17 protein-coding genes are annotated in these 15,889 nt (G+C 60.7%); 10 read left to right on the top strand and 7 right to left on the bottom strand.

Going from position 1 to position 15,889, the window contains the following annotated elements; all coding sequences use genetic code 11:
* Positions 1-19: 19 nt before the first annotated feature.
* From AB1555_00945 to AB1555_00915, 7 genes are all read right to left on the bottom strand, one after another.
* Positions 20-727, bottom strand: coding sequence for a 2-oxoacid:acceptor oxidoreductase family protein (locus AB1555_00945; GenBank protein ID MEW6245259.1), 708 nt, complete (start codon positions 725-727; stop codon positions 20-22).
* Positions 728-764: 37 nt separating this feature from the next.
* Positions 765-1,670 carry a thiamine pyrophosphate-dependent enzyme gene (locus AB1555_00940; GenBank protein ID MEW6245258.1) on the bottom strand — a complete coding sequence of 302 codons (906 nt, stop codon included), beginning with the start codon at positions 1,668-1,670 and terminating at the stop codon, positions 765-767.
* 75 nt (positions 1,671-1,745) lie between these two features.
* The gene (locus AB1555_00935; protein ID MEW6245257.1) at positions 1,746-2,957 is read right to left on the bottom strand and encodes a transketolase C-terminal domain-containing protein; all 1,212 of its coding nucleotides are present in this window, start codon (positions 2,955-2,957) and stop codon (positions 1,746-1,748) included.
* A gap of 38 nt (positions 2,958-2,995) precedes the next feature.
* Positions 2,996-3,571 (bottom strand): carbon monoxide dehydrogenase beta subunit family protein, encoded by a 576-nt coding sequence (locus tag AB1555_00930; GenBank protein ID MEW6245256.1) that lies wholly within the window; start codon positions 3,569-3,571, stop codon positions 2,996-2,998.
* A 404-nt stretch (positions 3,572-3,975) separates the two neighbouring features.
* On the bottom strand, positions 3,976-5,259 hold the full coding sequence (locus AB1555_00925) for a hypothetical protein (GenBank protein MEW6245255.1): 1,284 nt from the start codon (positions 5,257-5,259) through the stop codon (positions 3,976-3,978).
* A 186-nt stretch (positions 5,260-5,445) separates the two neighbouring features.
* Positions 5,446-5,721 carry a YciI family protein gene (locus AB1555_00920; GenBank protein MEW6245254.1) on the bottom strand — a complete coding sequence of 92 codons (276 nt, stop codon included), beginning with the start codon at positions 5,719-5,721 and terminating at the stop codon, positions 5,446-5,448.
* A gap of 85 nt (positions 5,722-5,806) precedes the next feature.
* Positions 5,807-6,223: a DUF2203 domain-containing protein gene (locus tag AB1555_00915; GenBank protein ID MEW6245253.1), complete on the bottom strand. Its 417-nt coding sequence runs from the start codon at positions 6,221-6,223 to the stop codon at positions 5,807-5,809.
* Positions 6,224-6,787: 564 nt separating this feature from the next.
* Between AB1555_00915 and rho the strand changes: the two genes are divergently transcribed.
* From rho to AB1555_00865, 10 genes are all read left to right on the top strand, one after another.
* The gene (rho, locus tag AB1555_00910) at positions 6,788-8,035 is read left to right on the top strand and encodes a transcription termination factor Rho (protein MEW6245252.1); all 1,248 of its coding nucleotides are present in this window, start codon (positions 6,788-6,790) and stop codon (positions 8,033-8,035) included.
* 98 nt (positions 8,036-8,133) lie between these two features.
* Positions 8,134-8,340, top strand: a complete 207-nt coding sequence (gene rpmE, locus AB1555_00905; protein ID MEW6245251.1) for a 50S ribosomal protein L31 — start codon at positions 8,134-8,136, stop codon at positions 8,338-8,340.
* A gap of 65 nt (positions 8,341-8,405) precedes the next feature.
* Positions 8,406-9,512, top strand: a complete 1,107-nt coding sequence (prfA, locus tag AB1555_00900; GenBank protein ID MEW6245250.1) for a peptide chain release factor 1 — start codon at positions 8,406-8,408, stop codon at positions 9,510-9,512.
* Positions 9,512-10,411 carry a peptide chain release factor N(5)-glutamine methyltransferase gene (prmC, locus tag AB1555_00895; protein ID MEW6245249.1) on the top strand — a complete coding sequence of 300 codons (900 nt, stop codon included), beginning with the start codon at positions 9,512-9,514 and terminating at the stop codon, positions 10,409-10,411. Before prfA ends, prmC begins: the two co-directional genes overlap by 1 nt.
* A 35-nt stretch (positions 10,412-10,446) precedes the next feature.
* Positions 10,447-11,730, top strand: coding sequence for a UDP-N-acetylglucosamine 1-carboxyvinyltransferase (murA, locus tag AB1555_00890; protein ID MEW6245248.1), 1,284 nt, complete (start codon positions 10,447-10,449; stop codon positions 11,728-11,730).
* Entirely contained in the window at positions 11,724-12,377 is a 654-nt protein-coding gene (hisG, locus tag AB1555_00885; GenBank protein MEW6245247.1) for an ATP phosphoribosyltransferase, read from the top strand. Before murA ends, hisG begins: the two co-directional genes overlap by 7 nt.
* A 39-nt stretch (positions 12,378-12,416) precedes the next feature.
* Positions 12,417-13,700: a histidinol dehydrogenase gene (hisD, locus tag AB1555_00880; GenBank protein ID MEW6245246.1), complete on the top strand. Its 1,284-nt coding sequence runs from the start codon at positions 12,417-12,419 to the stop codon at positions 13,698-13,700.
* Positions 13,697-14,299, top strand: a complete 603-nt coding sequence (hisB, locus tag AB1555_00875) for an imidazoleglycerol-phosphate dehydratase HisB (protein MEW6245245.1) — start codon at positions 13,697-13,699, stop codon at positions 14,297-14,299. The genes hisD and hisB overlap by 4 nt, the downstream gene beginning before the upstream one ends.
* A gap of 103 nt (positions 14,300-14,402) precedes the next feature.
* Complete coding sequence (gene hisH, locus AB1555_00870) at positions 14,403-15,047, top strand: imidazole glycerol phosphate synthase subunit HisH (GenBank protein ID MEW6245244.1); 645 nt, start codon at positions 14,403-14,405, stop codon at positions 15,045-15,047.
* Positions 15,044-15,808 (top strand): hypothetical protein, encoded by a 765-nt coding sequence (locus tag AB1555_00865; protein ID MEW6245243.1) that lies wholly within the window; start codon positions 15,044-15,046, stop codon positions 15,806-15,808. Before hisH ends, AB1555_00865 begins: the two co-directional genes overlap by 4 nt.
* Positions 15,809-15,889 lie beyond the last annotated feature (81 nt).

The following is a 15,889-nucleotide window of genomic DNA, read 5'->3' as shown; positions in this document are numbered from 1 at the left end:
CGTCACGGTTCCTTTTTCGTTAGGCTGCCACGGCCGGCATCCCGACCTTGAGCTCGAAGTTGTTCTTCTCGGCCCATTCCGCGCCCAACTCATAGGCGCGCTTCACGGTCGCGAGGTTTTTCTGCAGCAACATTTCTTTCTTGGCAAACTTTTTCTTGATCGCTTCGTCCAACGATGCCGTGCCGCCGGATGCCACGAACTTTTTGCCGAACCGTTCCTGAAGCGCCTGATCCAGAGCCTCCAACGAGACGCATTGGGTGATGCCGGCCACCGATCCGATCATGGTCATGTTCGTGGACAACTCGGTTCCCGCGATCTCCAGGGCGATCTGCGTCCCCTTGATGTAAAACACCGCCACGTTCAGATCTTTCAGCCGTTGGATGTCTTCCTCGGACAACAGCGGTACGTCCGAGTTGATGATCACCAGCCCGTTTTCTTTGATGCCGGAGTAGAACGGCATGGTGTAACTCTTCCCCATCGTGATCACCTGGGGGTGGAACACTTCGATCACATCGGGAAACACCAGTTCGCCGCGGTCATAGATACGCTCGACCCCGATGCGGCAGTAACTCTCGGCCGGAGCCATCCGTTTTTCCGCGCCGAAGAACGGATTGGAAATCGCGTACTTCCCATCCCGGTTCGCCGCCATGGCCATCACATGAGCCGCGGTCACGGCACCCTGTCCTCCCAATCCCGACATCCGGATATTCAGTCTCTTCTTGATCATGATCCGTCCTCCCCGACTCGCGTCTCGTCCGGTTGGATTAGGCTTCCTGCGCGGCCAACTGTTTCGCCGCCGCTTTCTTTTCCTTCTCCTTGGCGGCCAGTTCCGCCAGGAACTGCTTCGCGGCGTCGCTCACATATTCCCTATAGGCGAATCGCTCGGTCGGTTTCTCCGAATCCCGCATCTCTTGGAGCCCTTCCATACTGTTCTTGCCGATCTCCAAGATGCACGGAGTGTAGAGTTGGAGATAGGTCGGACCGATCTCGCGAGCCACGAACACGGCGTTCCGGACGACCTTTTCCACCAGCGACGGCTTGCTGACCGTGCATTGGACCACGTAATGACAGCCGGACTCGCGAGCGATCTCCGGGAGCCGCACCTTTTCGAAGGTTTTGCCGACCGGCGCCATCTTGGCGACAAAACCTTTCTGCATCAGTCCGCTCTCTTGGCCTCCGGTGTTGGCGTAGAGTTCGTTGTCGAAGCAGATCGTGGTGAATTTTTCCTGGCGGAACCAAGCCTGGAGCGTCATGTCCAATCCGATGTCCACCGTCGCGCCGTCGCCGGCCAACACAACGACATCCTTGATCCGTCCGGGGAACCGGACGGTCAGCGCGCGCTTGAGACCGGACGCGATGGCATTTTGATTGCCGAACAGGGAGTGGATGTTGTGCACGGCGACGTGGGGAAACACCAGGCTGGTGCAGCCGGTCGATCCCACCATCACCGTGTCCTCGGGGTTCGGCAGGGACGCCAGGATGTATCGGAAGGCCATCGACTCGGGGCATCCGGCGCAAAGCGAATGCTCTTCGATCAGTTCCTTGGTGGTTCCGATATCTTTCCAGCCCCGGTCTTCCTTGCCGAACGTGGCCCGCTGGACCAAATCCTGATACTCGGGCGGCATGATCTCGAAGAATTCCGGTGCGATTTTGATTCGCTCTTTGCTCATGGATGCCTCCTTCCCTAGCTTGCTGAGCCGAGCGCCAATCTGATGGTTCCAGGCGCTCGGAGAAAACACCTTTCGTCAGCTCCCGCGGCCGGCCAGCGACATGGCCCGCATCCCCAGTGCCGTCTTGATTTCAGAAACAATGATTTCCGGCGGCATGGTCATGCCGCCGCAGACATGGGGACCGGCATGGACGCGATCGCTGTTGGGAATCGTGGCCCGAATCTCCTTGGCCAACCATCCGGTGACATTGAACTCCGGCACGAAGATATGCTTCGCGTGTTTCGTCGCCTCGCGGATTTCGTCCCCTGGCCAAGGACGCAACGTCTTGACCTTCACCAGGCCGCAGCGTACGCCTTCGTCTTCCAACAGGCGAATGGCTTCTCGTCCCTGCGACACTGCGGTCCCCGACGTCACGATCAAAATGTCGGCGTCCGTGTTCTCCGCGTCGATCAATCCGTTGAGCCAGTGAATCGTATGCTTGCGGGACCGCTCCACCGCCGCCCACACTTCCTGTTGCCAACTTGCGTGCGTCGCGTAGCTGATATAGTTGCTCTTCATCACGAACGGGTCGCGCATCATCCGCACGGGCGGGCACTCCATATCCATGCAGGGCACGGGCGAGCGATAAGGATCATAAGGCGGTAGACACATGTCGGCTGGCGTCAAGTGCACCACGTCTTTGGTGTGCGTGACGAAGAAGCCGTCGCAGCAGAGCGCGAGCGGCAAATGGACATCCGGTTCTTCAGCCACCATGTATCCCTTCAATATCCAATCGAAGAAGTCCTGCGCCGTCTCGGCATGCCACACCAACATGCCCGTATTCAGGAGATAGGAAATTTCCAACGTATCCGGTTGAATCGAGAGCGGCGAATTGATGCCGCGGCACGTGACGATCATCTGAATCGGCAGCCGTGCGCCGGCCCACATCGGAAAGTTTTCCATGGCCCGCATCGTGCCGGGACCGGCCGTCGTCGTGAACACTCTGGCCCCTCCGAATGCGGCGCCCGCACATTCCGACATGACGGCGAACTCGCTCTCGCCCCGGAAGTAGTCGCCCACGTAACCTTCGGCGAACAACTCGCCGATCAACGCCGCCGCTTCGCTCTGAGGCGTGATCGGATAAGCGATCATGACGTCGCAGCTCGCCCGACGAATCGCTTCCTTGATGACCTCGCTTCCGGTGAAAAACGAAGGCGTGCGCGGGGCCTCATGGAGCATATACCAGGGATCTGTGTACGTCTGTCCCTTCTTGTTCTGCGTCCCGATGACCGACTTTCCTTCTGCCATGGCCCCAGCCTCCTTTCTCTGCCGCGGGCGCTCAAACATCAGTTTGAGGCCGTACTCTTGACCGAAGTCAAACGTGGTTGGACCGTTCCTTTCAATTTGCGCACCCATTCGGCCAGTCGCATGATTTTCTCAGGCGTCGCATCGCGAAACGACAGCATGGCGTCTTCGTGACCGGCTTGGGCGCACATGGCGATCGTATAGCAGGAAGTCCCGCCCCGGATGATTTTCAACGACAGATTCGCCTGATGACAATGAACACCGACAAACATGCAGCAGTCGATCTTGTTGTGCCAAATCGTGAGATTCGGATGGTTCGGATTGATCTCGATTTCCGGGTTGATCTTGGGATATTTCGGTCGGTAGTCGGGCATGGGGATCAACATGGGCTTCTGTCCGGGCTGCACGCATTCCTTGATGGTCTCATAGAGATGGCGAATGGCGGTCGCTTTCTTGGCCGCTTTTTCATTCCATGCCCAGAGCACGAGAGGACCCGGAAAGATCGTCGGAACCTTCGCCATCAGAAACTGTCGGGCAGCTTCCTCCATCGCCTGTTCTTCGGGAACAATGACGCCGTTGATATGGGCTTCTCCGGGATTCGGAAGCCGGATGCCCATGGTTGCCGCGGCAGGCGGCAAAAAATGCTCTGGTCCAGGAAGGACGCGGTATTGTTGGTTCATTCCAGGTTCTTCTCCTCAGGCAAAAATGAGCGCATTCTTGAAGGCATACCGCCACTCTAAGCCGTTTCCGCCACTACCGCAAGACAACAGAAGGCCCACCGAAAAGAAATTTTGGGCTATGGGGGCCGATCCTTAGTAGGTCTTTTGAACTAAGAGCGCGCGCCGGAGCTTGATAAGCTAAGGCCGCATTATAGCTGGCGTTCTTTCGAACTGTCAATCTGCAGATTGGGCCGCGATTGTGTGGACAATCCTTGCTCCATCGAAAAGGGTGGCGGAAGACCGTGCTCAAGCCATTCTCACTTTCTGGTCTTGTGAGGGGCCTCGTTTTCCTTCCGGGTGGCTCAAGGCAGCCGCTCGCAAGCGACCGTAGAACCTAATGCGCAGGCGCGCTCAAAGTCGTCCTTGGCCAACCGCCCTAACATAAGCCCCTGATAGAGTTTAGCGCGACGTAGAAAGGCTTCTTTATCGGTGGGATCCGCCCGCACGACGACGGAGAGATCTTCGATGGCGCGTTGGGGTTGCTTGAGCCTGGCGTAAATCTCGCTCCGCAGCAGGTACGCCTCCTTTTGGTAAGCGAGCCAGCTGTCGCTGAGCTGAGTCCCCAGAAGCCTGTCCAGCGTCGCCAGCGCCTCACGCCACTGCTTGGCCGCAGCTTGCTTTCTCGCGAGCGTCGTATACAGCGTGATGAGCCGTTGTCGAGCGAGGTCGAAGAGGGGGTCAATCTCGAGGATCCGCTCGTAGTCTTTCGCAGCTTCTTCCGCTTTTTTGTACCAGGTCAGGGTGTCTCCGCGTCCCAAGAGGGCCCACGTGTTGGTCGGATCGAGCACCAACGCGTAGTCAAAATCAGCGCGCGCCCGCTCCAGATAATTCGCGAGTTCGTCGGGCCGCGGTTTGCGCGAGAAGGCGAGGGAAGCGATGCGCAAGTACGTCTGGCCCCTCACAATGTACCCGTCGATGAACTGATCATCCGCAATCACGGCCTGCGTGGCCAAGTCGATCTTTTGAGAAAGGTTCTGCGCGCCGATTGCCGATCGCACCAACTCGCTGGCCCGCTGCCGGTTTTGCGACTTCGGCGTCGGTTCGATCAGCAGCATGCGTACTCCCCGAGACTCCTTCCGAAGCTCCTTCAACTGCGAGCGGAGTTGCGAATTCTCCCGTTGAAGCTCACGGTAGTTTGCAGCCAGTCGCTGTTCGGACTGCAGGCGCTTGATGGCTTCTTCGAGCTTATCCAAGCTGACGACCGCGCGAATCTTGATCTGGAAGACCGGCCGGTCTCCCTCGAACGTCCGGTGCGATTGGAGGATCTCCGTTTCGATGATGGCCGCCGAGATCGTCCGTACCTCGAGGGCACTCGCTCGGAAAGTTCTGTCGCCGAAGGTCTTTTCCATGTCCAGAAAGGCGGACTCGAGGTACACGCCGGCTTCTTCGACCGCCTTCCGTTTCGCTCTCAACAGGACATTGGCCTCCGCACCTGCCAGGGTGTCTCCATCGCCCATCACATATCTCGCCTCGGCGACGATGACTTTCGTGGTACCGGCTAGAGCGTGGGGTCCGAAAAGAAACACCGCACACGCACAGACGACCGCGCAGTCCTTGGCGAAAAACACCCATCGTATCTTCATCATTTCAACTATACCGCCGGCGGGGCGGGTGAACAATCTATGCGAATGGGGGGAGCGGCTGCCGGATAACCAGGTTACCCGACATGACACACGGGGAAAGCGTGATCCCCTGTCTAGGGGGCCCAGCGAGGGTAGGCTGTGGTGCGCCGGGTCAAGCAATTGACGCTTGAACAACGGGGCTCATATCGATCATACCTTGGGGAAGATTTGCAGGAACGGGTGCACTTCGACCCGCTCGAACACGCCGTGGACAGTATAGGGATCCTCCCGTGCGAACTGTTCCGCTTCTTCCTGGGACTTCGCCTCGATCACGATGAGGCTGCCGGTCTGATCGGTCAGCGGGCCGGCCAGAATGACTCGCCCTTGCGCATTCAGCGGCTCGAGCTTCGCCAGGTGGGCTGAGCGGTGGATCTTGCGTTTGGCTTGGCCGTCCGGGCCGTCGAAACCGATGATGACGAACTTCATGCAGCTCTCCGACGGATGTCGTGAAACATGGTAGATACCGGACGCATCAGCCTATGCGAAACGTCAGGAAAACGGGTGTGAACCTTTATGAACCGAAGGCTTCGAGCGGATGGCGATCCTTATAGCCATGGGTGACCTCATGCCACCAGCGGATCTCGGATTCTCCGAGTTTCCAACAGAGATAGACGATTCGACCGTCCAAGAGATAGGGGAAATCGCAGAGCCCCATATCGATATCCTTGACCAATACGCCCATGTCCTGGATGGCGTGGAGATTTTCCCCGATCTGCTGCAAGCCCATAATATAGAGAGCGCCGAGCGGGCTGCCGCCTCCCGACTCCGCGTTCGCGCTGGCTTTTTTGATCTCGTCTTTCGTACGAATGAGGATGGCCTTCCCTTGCTTGATCGCCGTCAAATGATGGCACAAGTGAGGGATCAGCCGATTGGCTTCCGAGAGGGTAAAAATGCGGTCCTGGTTCTCGCTTTCGCCGCGGTCGGCCATAATGAAGCCTCGGCGGTTTCTTTAGCACAACGTCGAATCGGGGTTCAACGGCGTTGGGTCAGCGCGACGTGGCAGACGGATGACGGCGGCCGGATAGTCCATTTGTTGAGCCGGCAGGTCTCCGTGGCCCGGGCAGCCGGGGGAGACCGTGTCACAGGGAGACCGTGTCACAGAAGGACGAGACGACTATTGACAAGGTGGAAGGCGAGCGTTATCATTTGACCAGCTTTCCGGTTCGATAGAAGGTTACCTCTTCCCCCGTTTAACTTTCCGGGGCCCGTCTCGAACCAAGCCGATTTATCGTAGTCGCCCAGGCAAATTTCGATGTCGGACGTTCCCGAACTCCGAGGGAACAGTCGGCTTTCAGCGAGCGAAAGTCCGGACACTATAACCCGAGAACACGTTCATCCTTCGCGGATCATCCTCTCCAGTTCAAACTGACATCATCAACGACATGAGCTTCGTTCATGTGTGACGCTGAACGGACATTTTCTCGCAGCTCGTTGCTGCAGCGAGGCAGAGCAATCCGTAAGCCTCGGAACGCAACATGGTAAGGGGGAGAACATGCATCTGGCCGAATTAAAGCAAAAAACCATCGCCGAACTGAACGAGGTGGCGCGAGAACTCAAGATCGAGGGAGCGGCCAATCTCCGGAAGCAGGAACTGATCTTCGCGATCCTGCAGGCACAGACAGAAAAAAACGGAGTGGTGTTCGGAGAAGGTGTGTTGGAGACGCTCCCCGACGGCTTCGGCTTCCTGCGAGCGCCCGACTCCAATTACCTGCCGGGCCCTGACGACATCTACATCTCCCCTTCGCAGATCCGTCGCTTCAATCTCAGGACCGGCGACATCGTCTCCGGGCAGATTCGCCCGCCCAAAGAAAGCGAGCGGTACTTCGCGCTCTTGAAAGTCGAAAAGGTCAATTACGAAGACCCGGAAGTCGCACGGGACAAGATTCTGTTCGACAACCTCACGCCGCTCTATCCCGAGGAACGCATCAACCTCGAGTTCGATCCGGAGGAGTACTGCACGCGGGTCATGGACCTGATCACTCCGATCGGCAAAGGTCAGCGCGGATTGATCGTCGCTGCGCCGAGAACCGGTAAGACCATGTTGTTGCAGGCGATCGCCCGGGCGATTCTGAAGAACCATCCGGAGATGACCGTGATCGTGCTGTTGATCGATGAGCGTCCCGAGGAAGTCACCGATTGGCAGCGACAGGTCAAGGCCGAGGTGATCAGCTCCACGTTCGATGAGCCGGCCCAGCGCCACGCGCAAGTGGCCGAAATGGTGCTGGAGAAGGCCAAGCGGCTGGTGGAACACAAGCGGGACGTGGTGATTCTGCTCGACAGCATCACCAGGTTGGCCCGCGCCTACAACACCATCGCGCCGCCGAGCGGCAAGGTGCTCTCCGGCGGTCTCGATTCCAACGCGCTGCAACGCCCGAAGCGGTTCTTCGGGGCGGCGCGGAACATCGAGAACGGTGGAAGCCTCACCATCATGGCGACCGCCCTGGTCGACACGGGCAGCCGCATGGACGACGTGATCTTCGAAGAGTTCAAAGGCACCGGCAATATGGAAGTGCACCTGGATCGGCGGTTGGCGGACAAGCGCATCTTCCCGGCGATCGATATCAGCCAGTCCGGGACCCGCAAGGAAGAGTTGCTGGTGGATCGGGACCGGCTCAACAAGATGTGGATTCTCAGAAAAGTGCTGAGCCCGTTGGGAACCATGGAGGCGATGGAATTCCTCATGGACAAGATCCAGGGCACCAAGACGAATCAGGAATTCCTCATGTCCATGAATCGATGACAAGAAAGCCGTCGGCTTTCAGCCTTCGGTGAAAACCTGAGGGCAACGCCGATGGCTGATAGCTATCCACTGTAAGCTTCCGACAGGAGCGCATAATAATGAAGAAAGGCATTCATCCGGCTTATCGAGAGGCGACGGTGCACTGCGCCTGCGGGGCGACGTTCAAGACCAGATCCACCGTCGGCAATATCAACGTCGATATCTGTTCGAGCTGCCACCCGTTCTTCACCGGGACGCAGAAGATCGTGGATACGGAAGGCCGCGTGGAGCGCTTCAAGAAGAAGTACGCCAAGAAGGCGAAGTAAGGCACGCGAAAGAAGCAGCCTATGCTGCTCCATCGGACAGAGCGCTTCGAGGACCGGAGCAGGTCATGGCCCAGACGCCAACCGCCGAGACCAAGGAAACGAGACTGCTATCCAAGTGGGAGGCGGTCGCCGTCAGATATGAGGAACTGACCCATCAGCTCCAGGATCCCTCTGTTCTCAACCAGCCCGCCCTCATCCGCAAGCTCAACAAAGAGCGCACCGAAATCGAGGAACTCGCCCAGCTTTTCAACGTCCGGCGCGACCTCGTCAGGCAACTCGAAGAAGCCGATCAGATTCTCAACGATCCCAACGCCGAAACGGACCTGCAGCAGTTGGCCGCGGAAGAGGCGCGGGTGCTGCGGCAACGGCGGAAGGAAATCGAAGAGCAGGCCTTCGGATTGCTGGTGCCGAAAGATCCGCGCAACGACAAAAACACCTTCGTGGAGATTCGGGCCGGAACGGGAGGAGACGAAGCGGCATTGTTCGCCGGCGACCTGCTCCGAATGTACGTCAGATATGCGGAACGCAAAGGCCTGCGTGTGGAAGTGATGGAAGCGTCGGAAACCGGCATCGGCGGGTATAAGGAAGCCGTTCTCCTGGTGGAAGGAAAGGGCGCCTACGGACACTTCAAGCATGAAGCCGGAGTCCACCGGGTGCAGCGGGTGCCGGTCACCGAGGCGAGCGGACGGATCCATACGTCCACGGTGACCGTCGCGGTCATGCCCGAAGTCGACGAGGTCGAGGTCCATATCGATCCTAAAGACCTCCGGATCGACACGTTTTGTTCCTCGGGAGCAGGAGGGCAAAGCGTCAACACGACCTATTCGGCGGTGCGCATCACCCATATCCCGACCGGCGTGGTGGTCACCTGCCAGGATGAGCGATCCCAGCTCAAGAATCGCGCCAAGGCCATGCGGACTCTGCGGGCGCGGATCGTGGAAGCCGAGCGCGCGAAGCAGGAGGCCGAGATCGCTCAGGACCGGAAAGCGCAGGTCGGGACCGGCGAACGGAGCGAGAAAATCCGGACCTACAACTTCCCCCAGAATCGCGTCACGGACCATCGGATCGGGCTCACCCTGCACAAGCTCGATCAGGTGCTCGACGGGGACCTCGACGAGATCGTGAAAGGGTTGCGCGCGGCCGAGGCCAATGCCCTGGCTGCGGAGACGTGATGGAGTCGATCGCCTCTTCCGCCGCGAACACGCATGGCGTCACGTTGGCGGCGCTGCTTCGGGAAGGGCGCGCGATGCTGGCGGAGGCCGGCGTCGAACGGGCGGAGCAGGAAGCCGTCTGGATTCTGGAAGCGGCGCTGAACACGTCCCGGCTCGCCCTCACGCTCGAGCGAACCCGCCTCGTCGATCCGCACACACTCGCCACCGCGCGGGCGTTGCTGGCGCGACGAGCCGCCCGCGAGCCGCTTCAATATCTTCTCGGCACGCAGGATTTCTGCGGGTTGGAATTTGAAGTCGATCCCTCCGTCTTTATTCCCCGGCCGGAAACCGAACTCCTGATCGACGAACTCGCGCGCCGCCTGCGGGCGGACGAACCGGCGCTTCTCGCCGATATCGGAACAGGATCCGGTTGCATCGCGGTGGCGGCCGCCCGCGTGTTCCGGCACGCTTCCGTCTACGCCGTCGACCTCTCTGAGGCGGCGCTGGTGGTGGCCGGCAGGAACGTCGTGCGGCACGGCGTCCAGGTGCGGGTGACCTGCCTCCGCGGCGATCTGTTTGGGCCGCTGCGCGCGCGAGGCATGACGGGCGCGTTCGCCGCGATCCTCTCGAACCCTCCCTACATCGCCGATCCGGAGATCGACGGCCTTCAGCCTGAAGTCCGGCTGTTCGAGCCTCGTCTCGCGTTGTCCGGCGGTCAAGACGGACTGGATTTCTATCGCCGAATCGTGAACGAAGCATGGGAATGGCTCGCTCCCGGAGGGGTGCTGATCATGGAAGTCGGCCGGGACCAGGCCGCGTCGGTCTGCGAGATCGCCAGCCGCCAAGGCCGGTACGGGACCATCAGTACCAGGCAGGACCTGGCAGGGATCGATCGGCTTGTCTGCGTGGAAAAAGGCTAAGGCTGGCGTCGCGGGGCCGGAAAGCGGAGCAGAGCATGGACAGTATCGTCATCACCGGCGGGAACCCGCTTTGCGGCGAAGTCCGAGCCAGCGGCGCCAAGAACGCCGCGTTGCCGATCCTGGCTTCGGCGATCCTCGGGGGGGACTGCACGGTCTCCAATGTGCCCCATGTCGTGGACGTGAGGACGATGGAAAGATTGCTGGAGATCTTGGGCGCCTCGGTCAAACACGAGGGGGATCATGTCTCCATCAACGCGGATCGTCTGCATTCGACCGAGGCGCCGTACGAACTGGTCAAGACCATGCGCGCATCCGTGCTGGTGCTGGGGCCGCTGGTGGCCCGCTGGGGCGAGGCCACCGTGTCGCTGCCGGGCGGCTGCGCGATCGGATCGCGGCCGGTGAATCTCCATCTTGCCGGCTTGGCCAAACTGGGCGCGGACATTTCGATCGAACACGGGTACATCAAGGCGAAAGCCCGGAAGCTCAGAGGGACGCGGATCTACTGCGACACGCCGACCGTGACCGGCACCGAGAATCTGATGATGGCCGCCTGTGTCGCGGAGGGCACCACCGTCATTGAAAACGCCGCCAAGGAACCCGAGATCGTCGACCTGGCCGAGTTTCTCGTCAGGCGGGGGGCGCGCATCGCGGGAGCCGGCACCGACCTCGTCACGGTCGAAGGGGTGGCGGCCTTGCACGGAGCCGATCATCAGGTCATTCCCGATCGCATCGAGGCCGGCACCTACCTGGTCGCCGGAGCCATTACGGGGGGCGAGGTGCGCGTGGAGCGCTGCCGTCCCGATCATCTGGAAGCCGTGCTGATCAAATTGCGCGAGAGCGGGGTGGACATCGCCGAGGACAAGGAGAGCGTCTGCGTGAAGGCCGTACGCCGTCCGCGCGGTATCGACGTCAGGACCTGTCCGTATCCCGGATTCCCGACCGATATGCAGGCTCAGATGGTCGCGTTGATGAGCGTGGCCCAGGGGACCAGCGTGATTACGGAAACGGTGTTCGAAAGCCGGTTCATCCATGTGGAGGAGCTGCGGCGCATGGGCGCCGATATCAAAGTGGAGGGCAACCGGGCCGTGGTGACGGGTCGGGAGCGGCTGACGGGAGCGCCGGTGATGGCCTCGGACCTGCGCGCCAGCGCCGGGCTGGTCCTGGCCGGCCTGGCGGCGGAGGGCGTCACGGAAGTCTCCCGGGTCTATCATCTGGATCGCGGCTATGAACGGATGGAAGAGAAATTGCGGCGTCTGGGAGCCGTCATCGAGCGGAAGAAAGCCGGCGCGGACGGCGGCACAGGAAAGCGGACATGCTGACGATCGCCTTGTCGAAAGGAAAACTGCTGGAGCCGACCCTGGAGCTGTTCCGGCGGGCGGGCTATGCCAGCCCGGGCCTTTCGGCGGACAGCCGGCGGCTGGTCTACGCCTGCCCGGACAACGACATGAAGCTGCTCATCGTACGGCCGAGCGACGTGCCGACCTACGTGGAATATGGGGCCGCCGACGCGGGGATCGTGGGCAAAGATGTGCTCTTGGAGCAGGATTGTGACGTATATGAGCCGTTGGATTTACGCTTCGGAGCGTGTAGAATCTCGGTCGCCGCGCTGAGAGGTCAGGAATCGCGGAACCGGCTCTCGTCCAAGATCAGGGTCGCGACCAAGTATCCGAACATCACCGAGCGGTATTTCAACCGGATGGGGATCCCGGTTGAAATCATTAAGCTGTACGGCTCAATCGAACTGGCGCCGGTGGTGGGTCTGGCGGACCGCATCGTCGATCTGGTCGAGACGGGAAATACGCTGAAAGCCCATGACTTGACCGAGGTCGAGGTCATTGCACGGTCGACGGCGCGGCTGATCGTGAATCGGGCCAGTTTGAAGATGAAGCACGAGGCTCTGACGGAATTCATTTCCCGGCTGCGGGACGGGGCCGCCCCGCGCCGCCGCAGCCGGCGGAGGAGCTGATCGACGGGTGTCCTTTATGGCTTGGACGGGAGCGCCAGGATGAAAATCATCGCCACCACGGATCGGGCCTTTGCTCCAGCGCTCAAACGCATTACGTCCCGCGGTCGCCTGCAGAGCGGAGCCGTGGAGAAGAGCGTGAAAACCATCTTGCGGGCGGTGGAGCGAGGCGGGGACCGGGCGCTTCTCCGTTATACGAAGAAATTCGATCGGGTTTCGCTGGGACCGGCGGAAATCCGAGTCACCCCCGAAGACATCAAAGAAGCCTACTATCACATCCGTAAGGATGAGGGGGACGCGTTGCGGTTCGCCGCGCAGCGCATTACAGCCTTTCACGAGCGGCAGCGGACAAAGACCTGGATGTATCAGGACAACGGTGCGACGCTCGGCCAGGCTGTGACGCCGCTGGACGCCGTCGGCATCTACGTGCCGGGAGGCAAGGCCGTCTATCCGTCCTCGGTCTTGATGTGCGCCATCCCCGCGAAGGTGGCCGGCGTCAAACGAGTAGTGATGTGCACGCCGACACCGAAAGGCGGAATTAATCCCTATCTGCTGGTGGCGGCCGACATTGCCGGGGTAGATGAGGTTTATCGTGTCGGAGGGGTGCAGGCGATCGGTGCACTGGCCTACGGGACCAAGACCATCGCCCGTGTCGACAAAATCGTGGGTCCGGGCAATATCTATGTCGCCACTGCCAAACGCATACTGTATGGCACGGTCGGGCTCGACATGGTGGCGGGGCCGAGCGAGCTGCTCGTGATCGCGGACGACAATGCCAATCCCGCACATGTCGCGGCTGACCTGCTCTGCGAAGCCGAGCATGACGAGGATGCGCAAGTGTATCTCGTGACCACGTCCGAACGGCTGGCCAAGGAGGTCGTCCGTCTGGTCGAGGCGCAGGTGAAAAAATTGCGGAGGGAGAAGATCGCGGCCAAGTCGATTGCGCGGCATTCGGTGGCCTTTGTCGTGACCACCTTGGACGAGGCGATCGATCTGGCCAACCACATTGCGCCGGAACATCTCACGCTGTCGGTAGATCGGCCGTTCGATTACCTGGAGAAAGTCCGCCATGCCGGCGCGCTGTTTCTCGGCCGCTACACGCCTCCCGCCGTGGCCGACTACGTTGCGGGCCCGAACCACGTGTTGCCGACCGGCGCGACGGCGAAATTTTTCTCCGCGCTGTCGGTGAACGATTACGTGAAGATGAGCAACATCGTGCATTACACCCGGGACGAGCTCGTCAAGGTGAAGGACCACCTGACGCGCCTCGCCCATATCGAAGGGTTCGACGCGCACGCCAAATCGGCGGAAAGCAGGTTCTCATGACGAGCACGCGGCCGCCCAGACGGGCTTCGATTCAGCGGGTGACGACGGAGACGCAGGTCCAGGTCGAGTTCCAGCTTGACGGAACCGGGCAGGGCAAAATCAGCACGACGATCCCCTTCCTGGATCACATGCTGGCGCTGCTCGCCAAGCACGGGTTTTTCGACCTGACGGTCCAGGCCAAGGGCGACGTCGACATCGACGACCATCACACGATCGAAGACATCGGGATCGTCCTGGGCGACGCGTTGAAGCAGGCGCTGGGAACGAAGGAAGGCATCCGGAGGTTCGGCTGGGCGTCGGTTCCGTTGGACGAAACGTTGGCGCAGGTGACGGTCGATCTGAGCGGACGGCCCTATCTCGTCTATCGGGTCGATCTGCCGGAACGCAAGATCAAGTCGTTTGACCTGGGTTTGTTCGAAGACTTCTTCCAGGCCTTCGTCGCGCACGGCGCGCTCAACCTGCACGTGAACGTGCTCTACGGCCGCAACCCCCACCACATCATGGAGGCCGTCTTCAAGGCGCTGGCCAAGGCATTGGACCAGGCCACCTCGCTGGAGGAACGGCTCTCCGGCGTCCTGTCGACAAAAGGAAAGCTCTAACTGGGTGCGGGGCAAGAGGCGAGAGGCGATGGGCAGGGGAGAGACTTTCTTAAACCATGCCTCTAGCCCCTGGCCTCGTGCCTATCGCCCTTAGCCTGGAACTATGATCGCCATAATCGACTACGGGATGGGAAACCTGCGGAGCGTCCACAAGGCGTTCGAAGCAGTGGGGCATCGCGCGGTCGTGACCCGCGACCCGCGTGTGATCCGCGACGCCACGCACGTCGTGTTGCCGGGTGTCGGGGCCTTCGCCGATTGCATGGCGAATCTGGACCGATACGGGCTCATCGATCCGATCCGGCGAGCCATCGGGACCGGGAAGCCGTTTCTCGGCATCTGTCTCGGCCTGCAGGTCCTGTTCACCGAAAGCGAGGAGTTCGGCGTCCATAAAGGACTGGATGTCGTCCCGGGCCGGGTCACACGTTTTCGGTTCGACCGGGAACGGAACGGGTGGAAGGGGGCGGGCGACGGGCCGGCGCTGAAGATTCCTCACATGGGGTGGAACGCCGTCGTGATCCAGAAACCCGCGCCGCTCTTTCGGGGCGTCGAGAGCGGGAGCTTCTGCTATTTTGTGCATTCCTATTATGTGGAGCCGAGCGATCCGACCGTCGTCGCCGGCGTGACCGACTACGGCCTGCGGTTTGCGTCGAGTGTCTGGCGCGACAACATCGTCGCCTGCCAATTCCATCCGGAAAAAAGCCAGGCCGTGGGTCTCCGCATGGTGAAGAACTTCGGGGACTGGACATGAACGATCGCTGCCTGGGCCTCGTGTGCGGCGGACCCATGCGCGCTGCGCTCACGGTCTGGCTGGCCCTGCCTGCGGCGTGTGCGGCGCTGGACGGATGCGGGCCGTCCAAGGTCAGCGTCAAGGCGTCGCCGGACCTGGAGAAGTATCGAGTGCAGACAATCGCGGTCGTGCCGTTCGACGCCTTGACCACGCCGCAGGTTGTGGATCCGCTGGAGCCGCGGTTTCAGGTTCCGGCCGGCGCCAAGGGCTCGGACATTTCGGTGGCCGTTCCCCCGAGCGGTGAGACCGCCAGTCGCCCGACATCGGTCGTGCCTCCGTCCGCCGCGGAGAAAGTCACCCGAATGATCTGGAATCGATTGCGGGCGAGGAAGGCGCTGCTGGTTCTGTCACTGGATGAAGCGGACAAGGCGGCGAAAGAGTTGTCCGGGAAACACGAGAATCTGTCTCGTGAGGCGCTGGCCCAACGGCTTGCCGAACGGATGTCGGCGGACGCGGCGTTGGTCGGGAGAGTGTTGGTGTACAAAGAACGGGAAGGGAGCCGGCTGGGGGCGGATCCCGCCGCGGTCGGATTCGAAATGAAATTGGTGGCGCGCGACGGAACGGTCTTGTGGGAAGGGAACTATTACGAAAAGCAGCGTCCCATGAACGAGGATCTGATCGGGTTCATCCAGCGTAAGGGCGCGTTCGTCACGGCCGACGAATTGGCCGCCTATGGGGCGGATCTGGTCTTGCAAGACTTTCCGTTCGGCGCGACATCGTAGCAGATCTTGCGTTTCTGCGTCGGCTTAGCGCGCATTATTCATGACGGTTCGTCGCGAAAACGCGCAGACGCGTTGTGAGAC

Source organism: Nitrospirota bacterium (assembly GCA_040755395.1).
In the GTDB taxonomy this organism is placed as follows: domain Bacteria; phylum Nitrospirota; class Nitrospiria; order Nitrospirales; family Nitrospiraceae; genus DATLZU01.
Note: the sequence above shows the minus strand (reverse complement) of the source record. Positions and strands in the feature narration are given on the sequence as shown.

Bases quoted from the DNA above. Each gene is read 5' to 3' on its own strand.
- rpmE (MEW6245251.1), top strand. From the start codon at position 8,134: ATGAAGAAAGGCATTCATCCGGCTTATCGAGAGGCGACGGTGCACTGC.
- prmC (MEW6245249.1), top strand. From the start codon at position 9,512: ATGGAGTCGATCGCCTCTTCCGCCGCGAACACGCATGGCGTCACGTTG.
- AB1555_00915 (MEW6245253.1), bottom strand. From the start codon at position 6,223: ATGGCCGACCGCGGCGAAAGCGAGAACCAGGACCGCATTTTTACCCTC.
- AB1555_00935 (MEW6245257.1), bottom strand. From the start codon at position 2,957: ATGGCAGAAGGAAAGTCGGTCATCGGGACGCAGAACAAGAAGGGACAG.
- AB1555_00940 (MEW6245258.1), bottom strand. From the start codon at position 1,670: ATGAGCAAAGAGCGAATCAAAATCGCACCGGAATTCTTCGAGATCATG.
- rho (MEW6245252.1), top strand. From the start codon at position 6,788: ATGCATCTGGCCGAATTAAAGCAAAAAACCATCGCCGAACTGAACGAG.
- AB1555_00945 (MEW6245259.1), bottom strand. From the start codon at position 727: ATGATCAAGAAGAGACTGAATATCCGGATGTCGGGATTGGGAGGACAG.
- hisD (MEW6245246.1), top strand. From the start codon at position 12,417: ATGAAAATCATCGCCACCACGGATCGGGCCTTTGCTCCAGCGCTCAAA.
- AB1555_00925 (MEW6245255.1), bottom strand. From the start codon at position 5,259: ATGATGAAGATACGATGGGTGTTTTTCGCCAAGGACTGCGCGGTCGTC.
- AB1555_00930 (MEW6245256.1), bottom strand. From the start codon at position 3,571: ATGGGCATCCGGCTTCCGAATCCCGGAGAAGCCCATATCAACGGCGTC.
- hisH (MEW6245244.1), top strand. From the start codon at position 14,403: ATGATCGCCATAATCGACTACGGGATGGGAAACCTGCGGAGCGTCCAC.
- AB1555_00920 (MEW6245254.1), bottom strand. From the start codon at position 5,721: ATGAAGTTCGTCATCATCGGTTTCGACGGCCCGGACGGCCAAGCCAAA.
- hisG (MEW6245247.1), top strand. From the start codon at position 11,724: ATGCTGACGATCGCCTTGTCGAAAGGAAAACTGCTGGAGCCGACCCTG.
- hisB (MEW6245245.1), top strand. From the start codon at position 13,697: ATGACGAGCACGCGGCCGCCCAGACGGGCTTCGATTCAGCGGGTGACG.
- murA (MEW6245248.1), top strand. From the start codon at position 10,447: ATGGACAGTATCGTCATCACCGGCGGGAACCCGCTTTGCGGCGAAGTC.
- AB1555_00865 (MEW6245243.1), top strand. From the start codon at position 15,044: ATGAACGATCGCTGCCTGGGCCTCGTGTGCGGCGGACCCATGCGCGCT.
- prfA (MEW6245250.1), top strand. From the start codon at position 8,406: ATGGCCCAGACGCCAACCGCCGAGACCAAGGAAACGAGACTGCTATCC.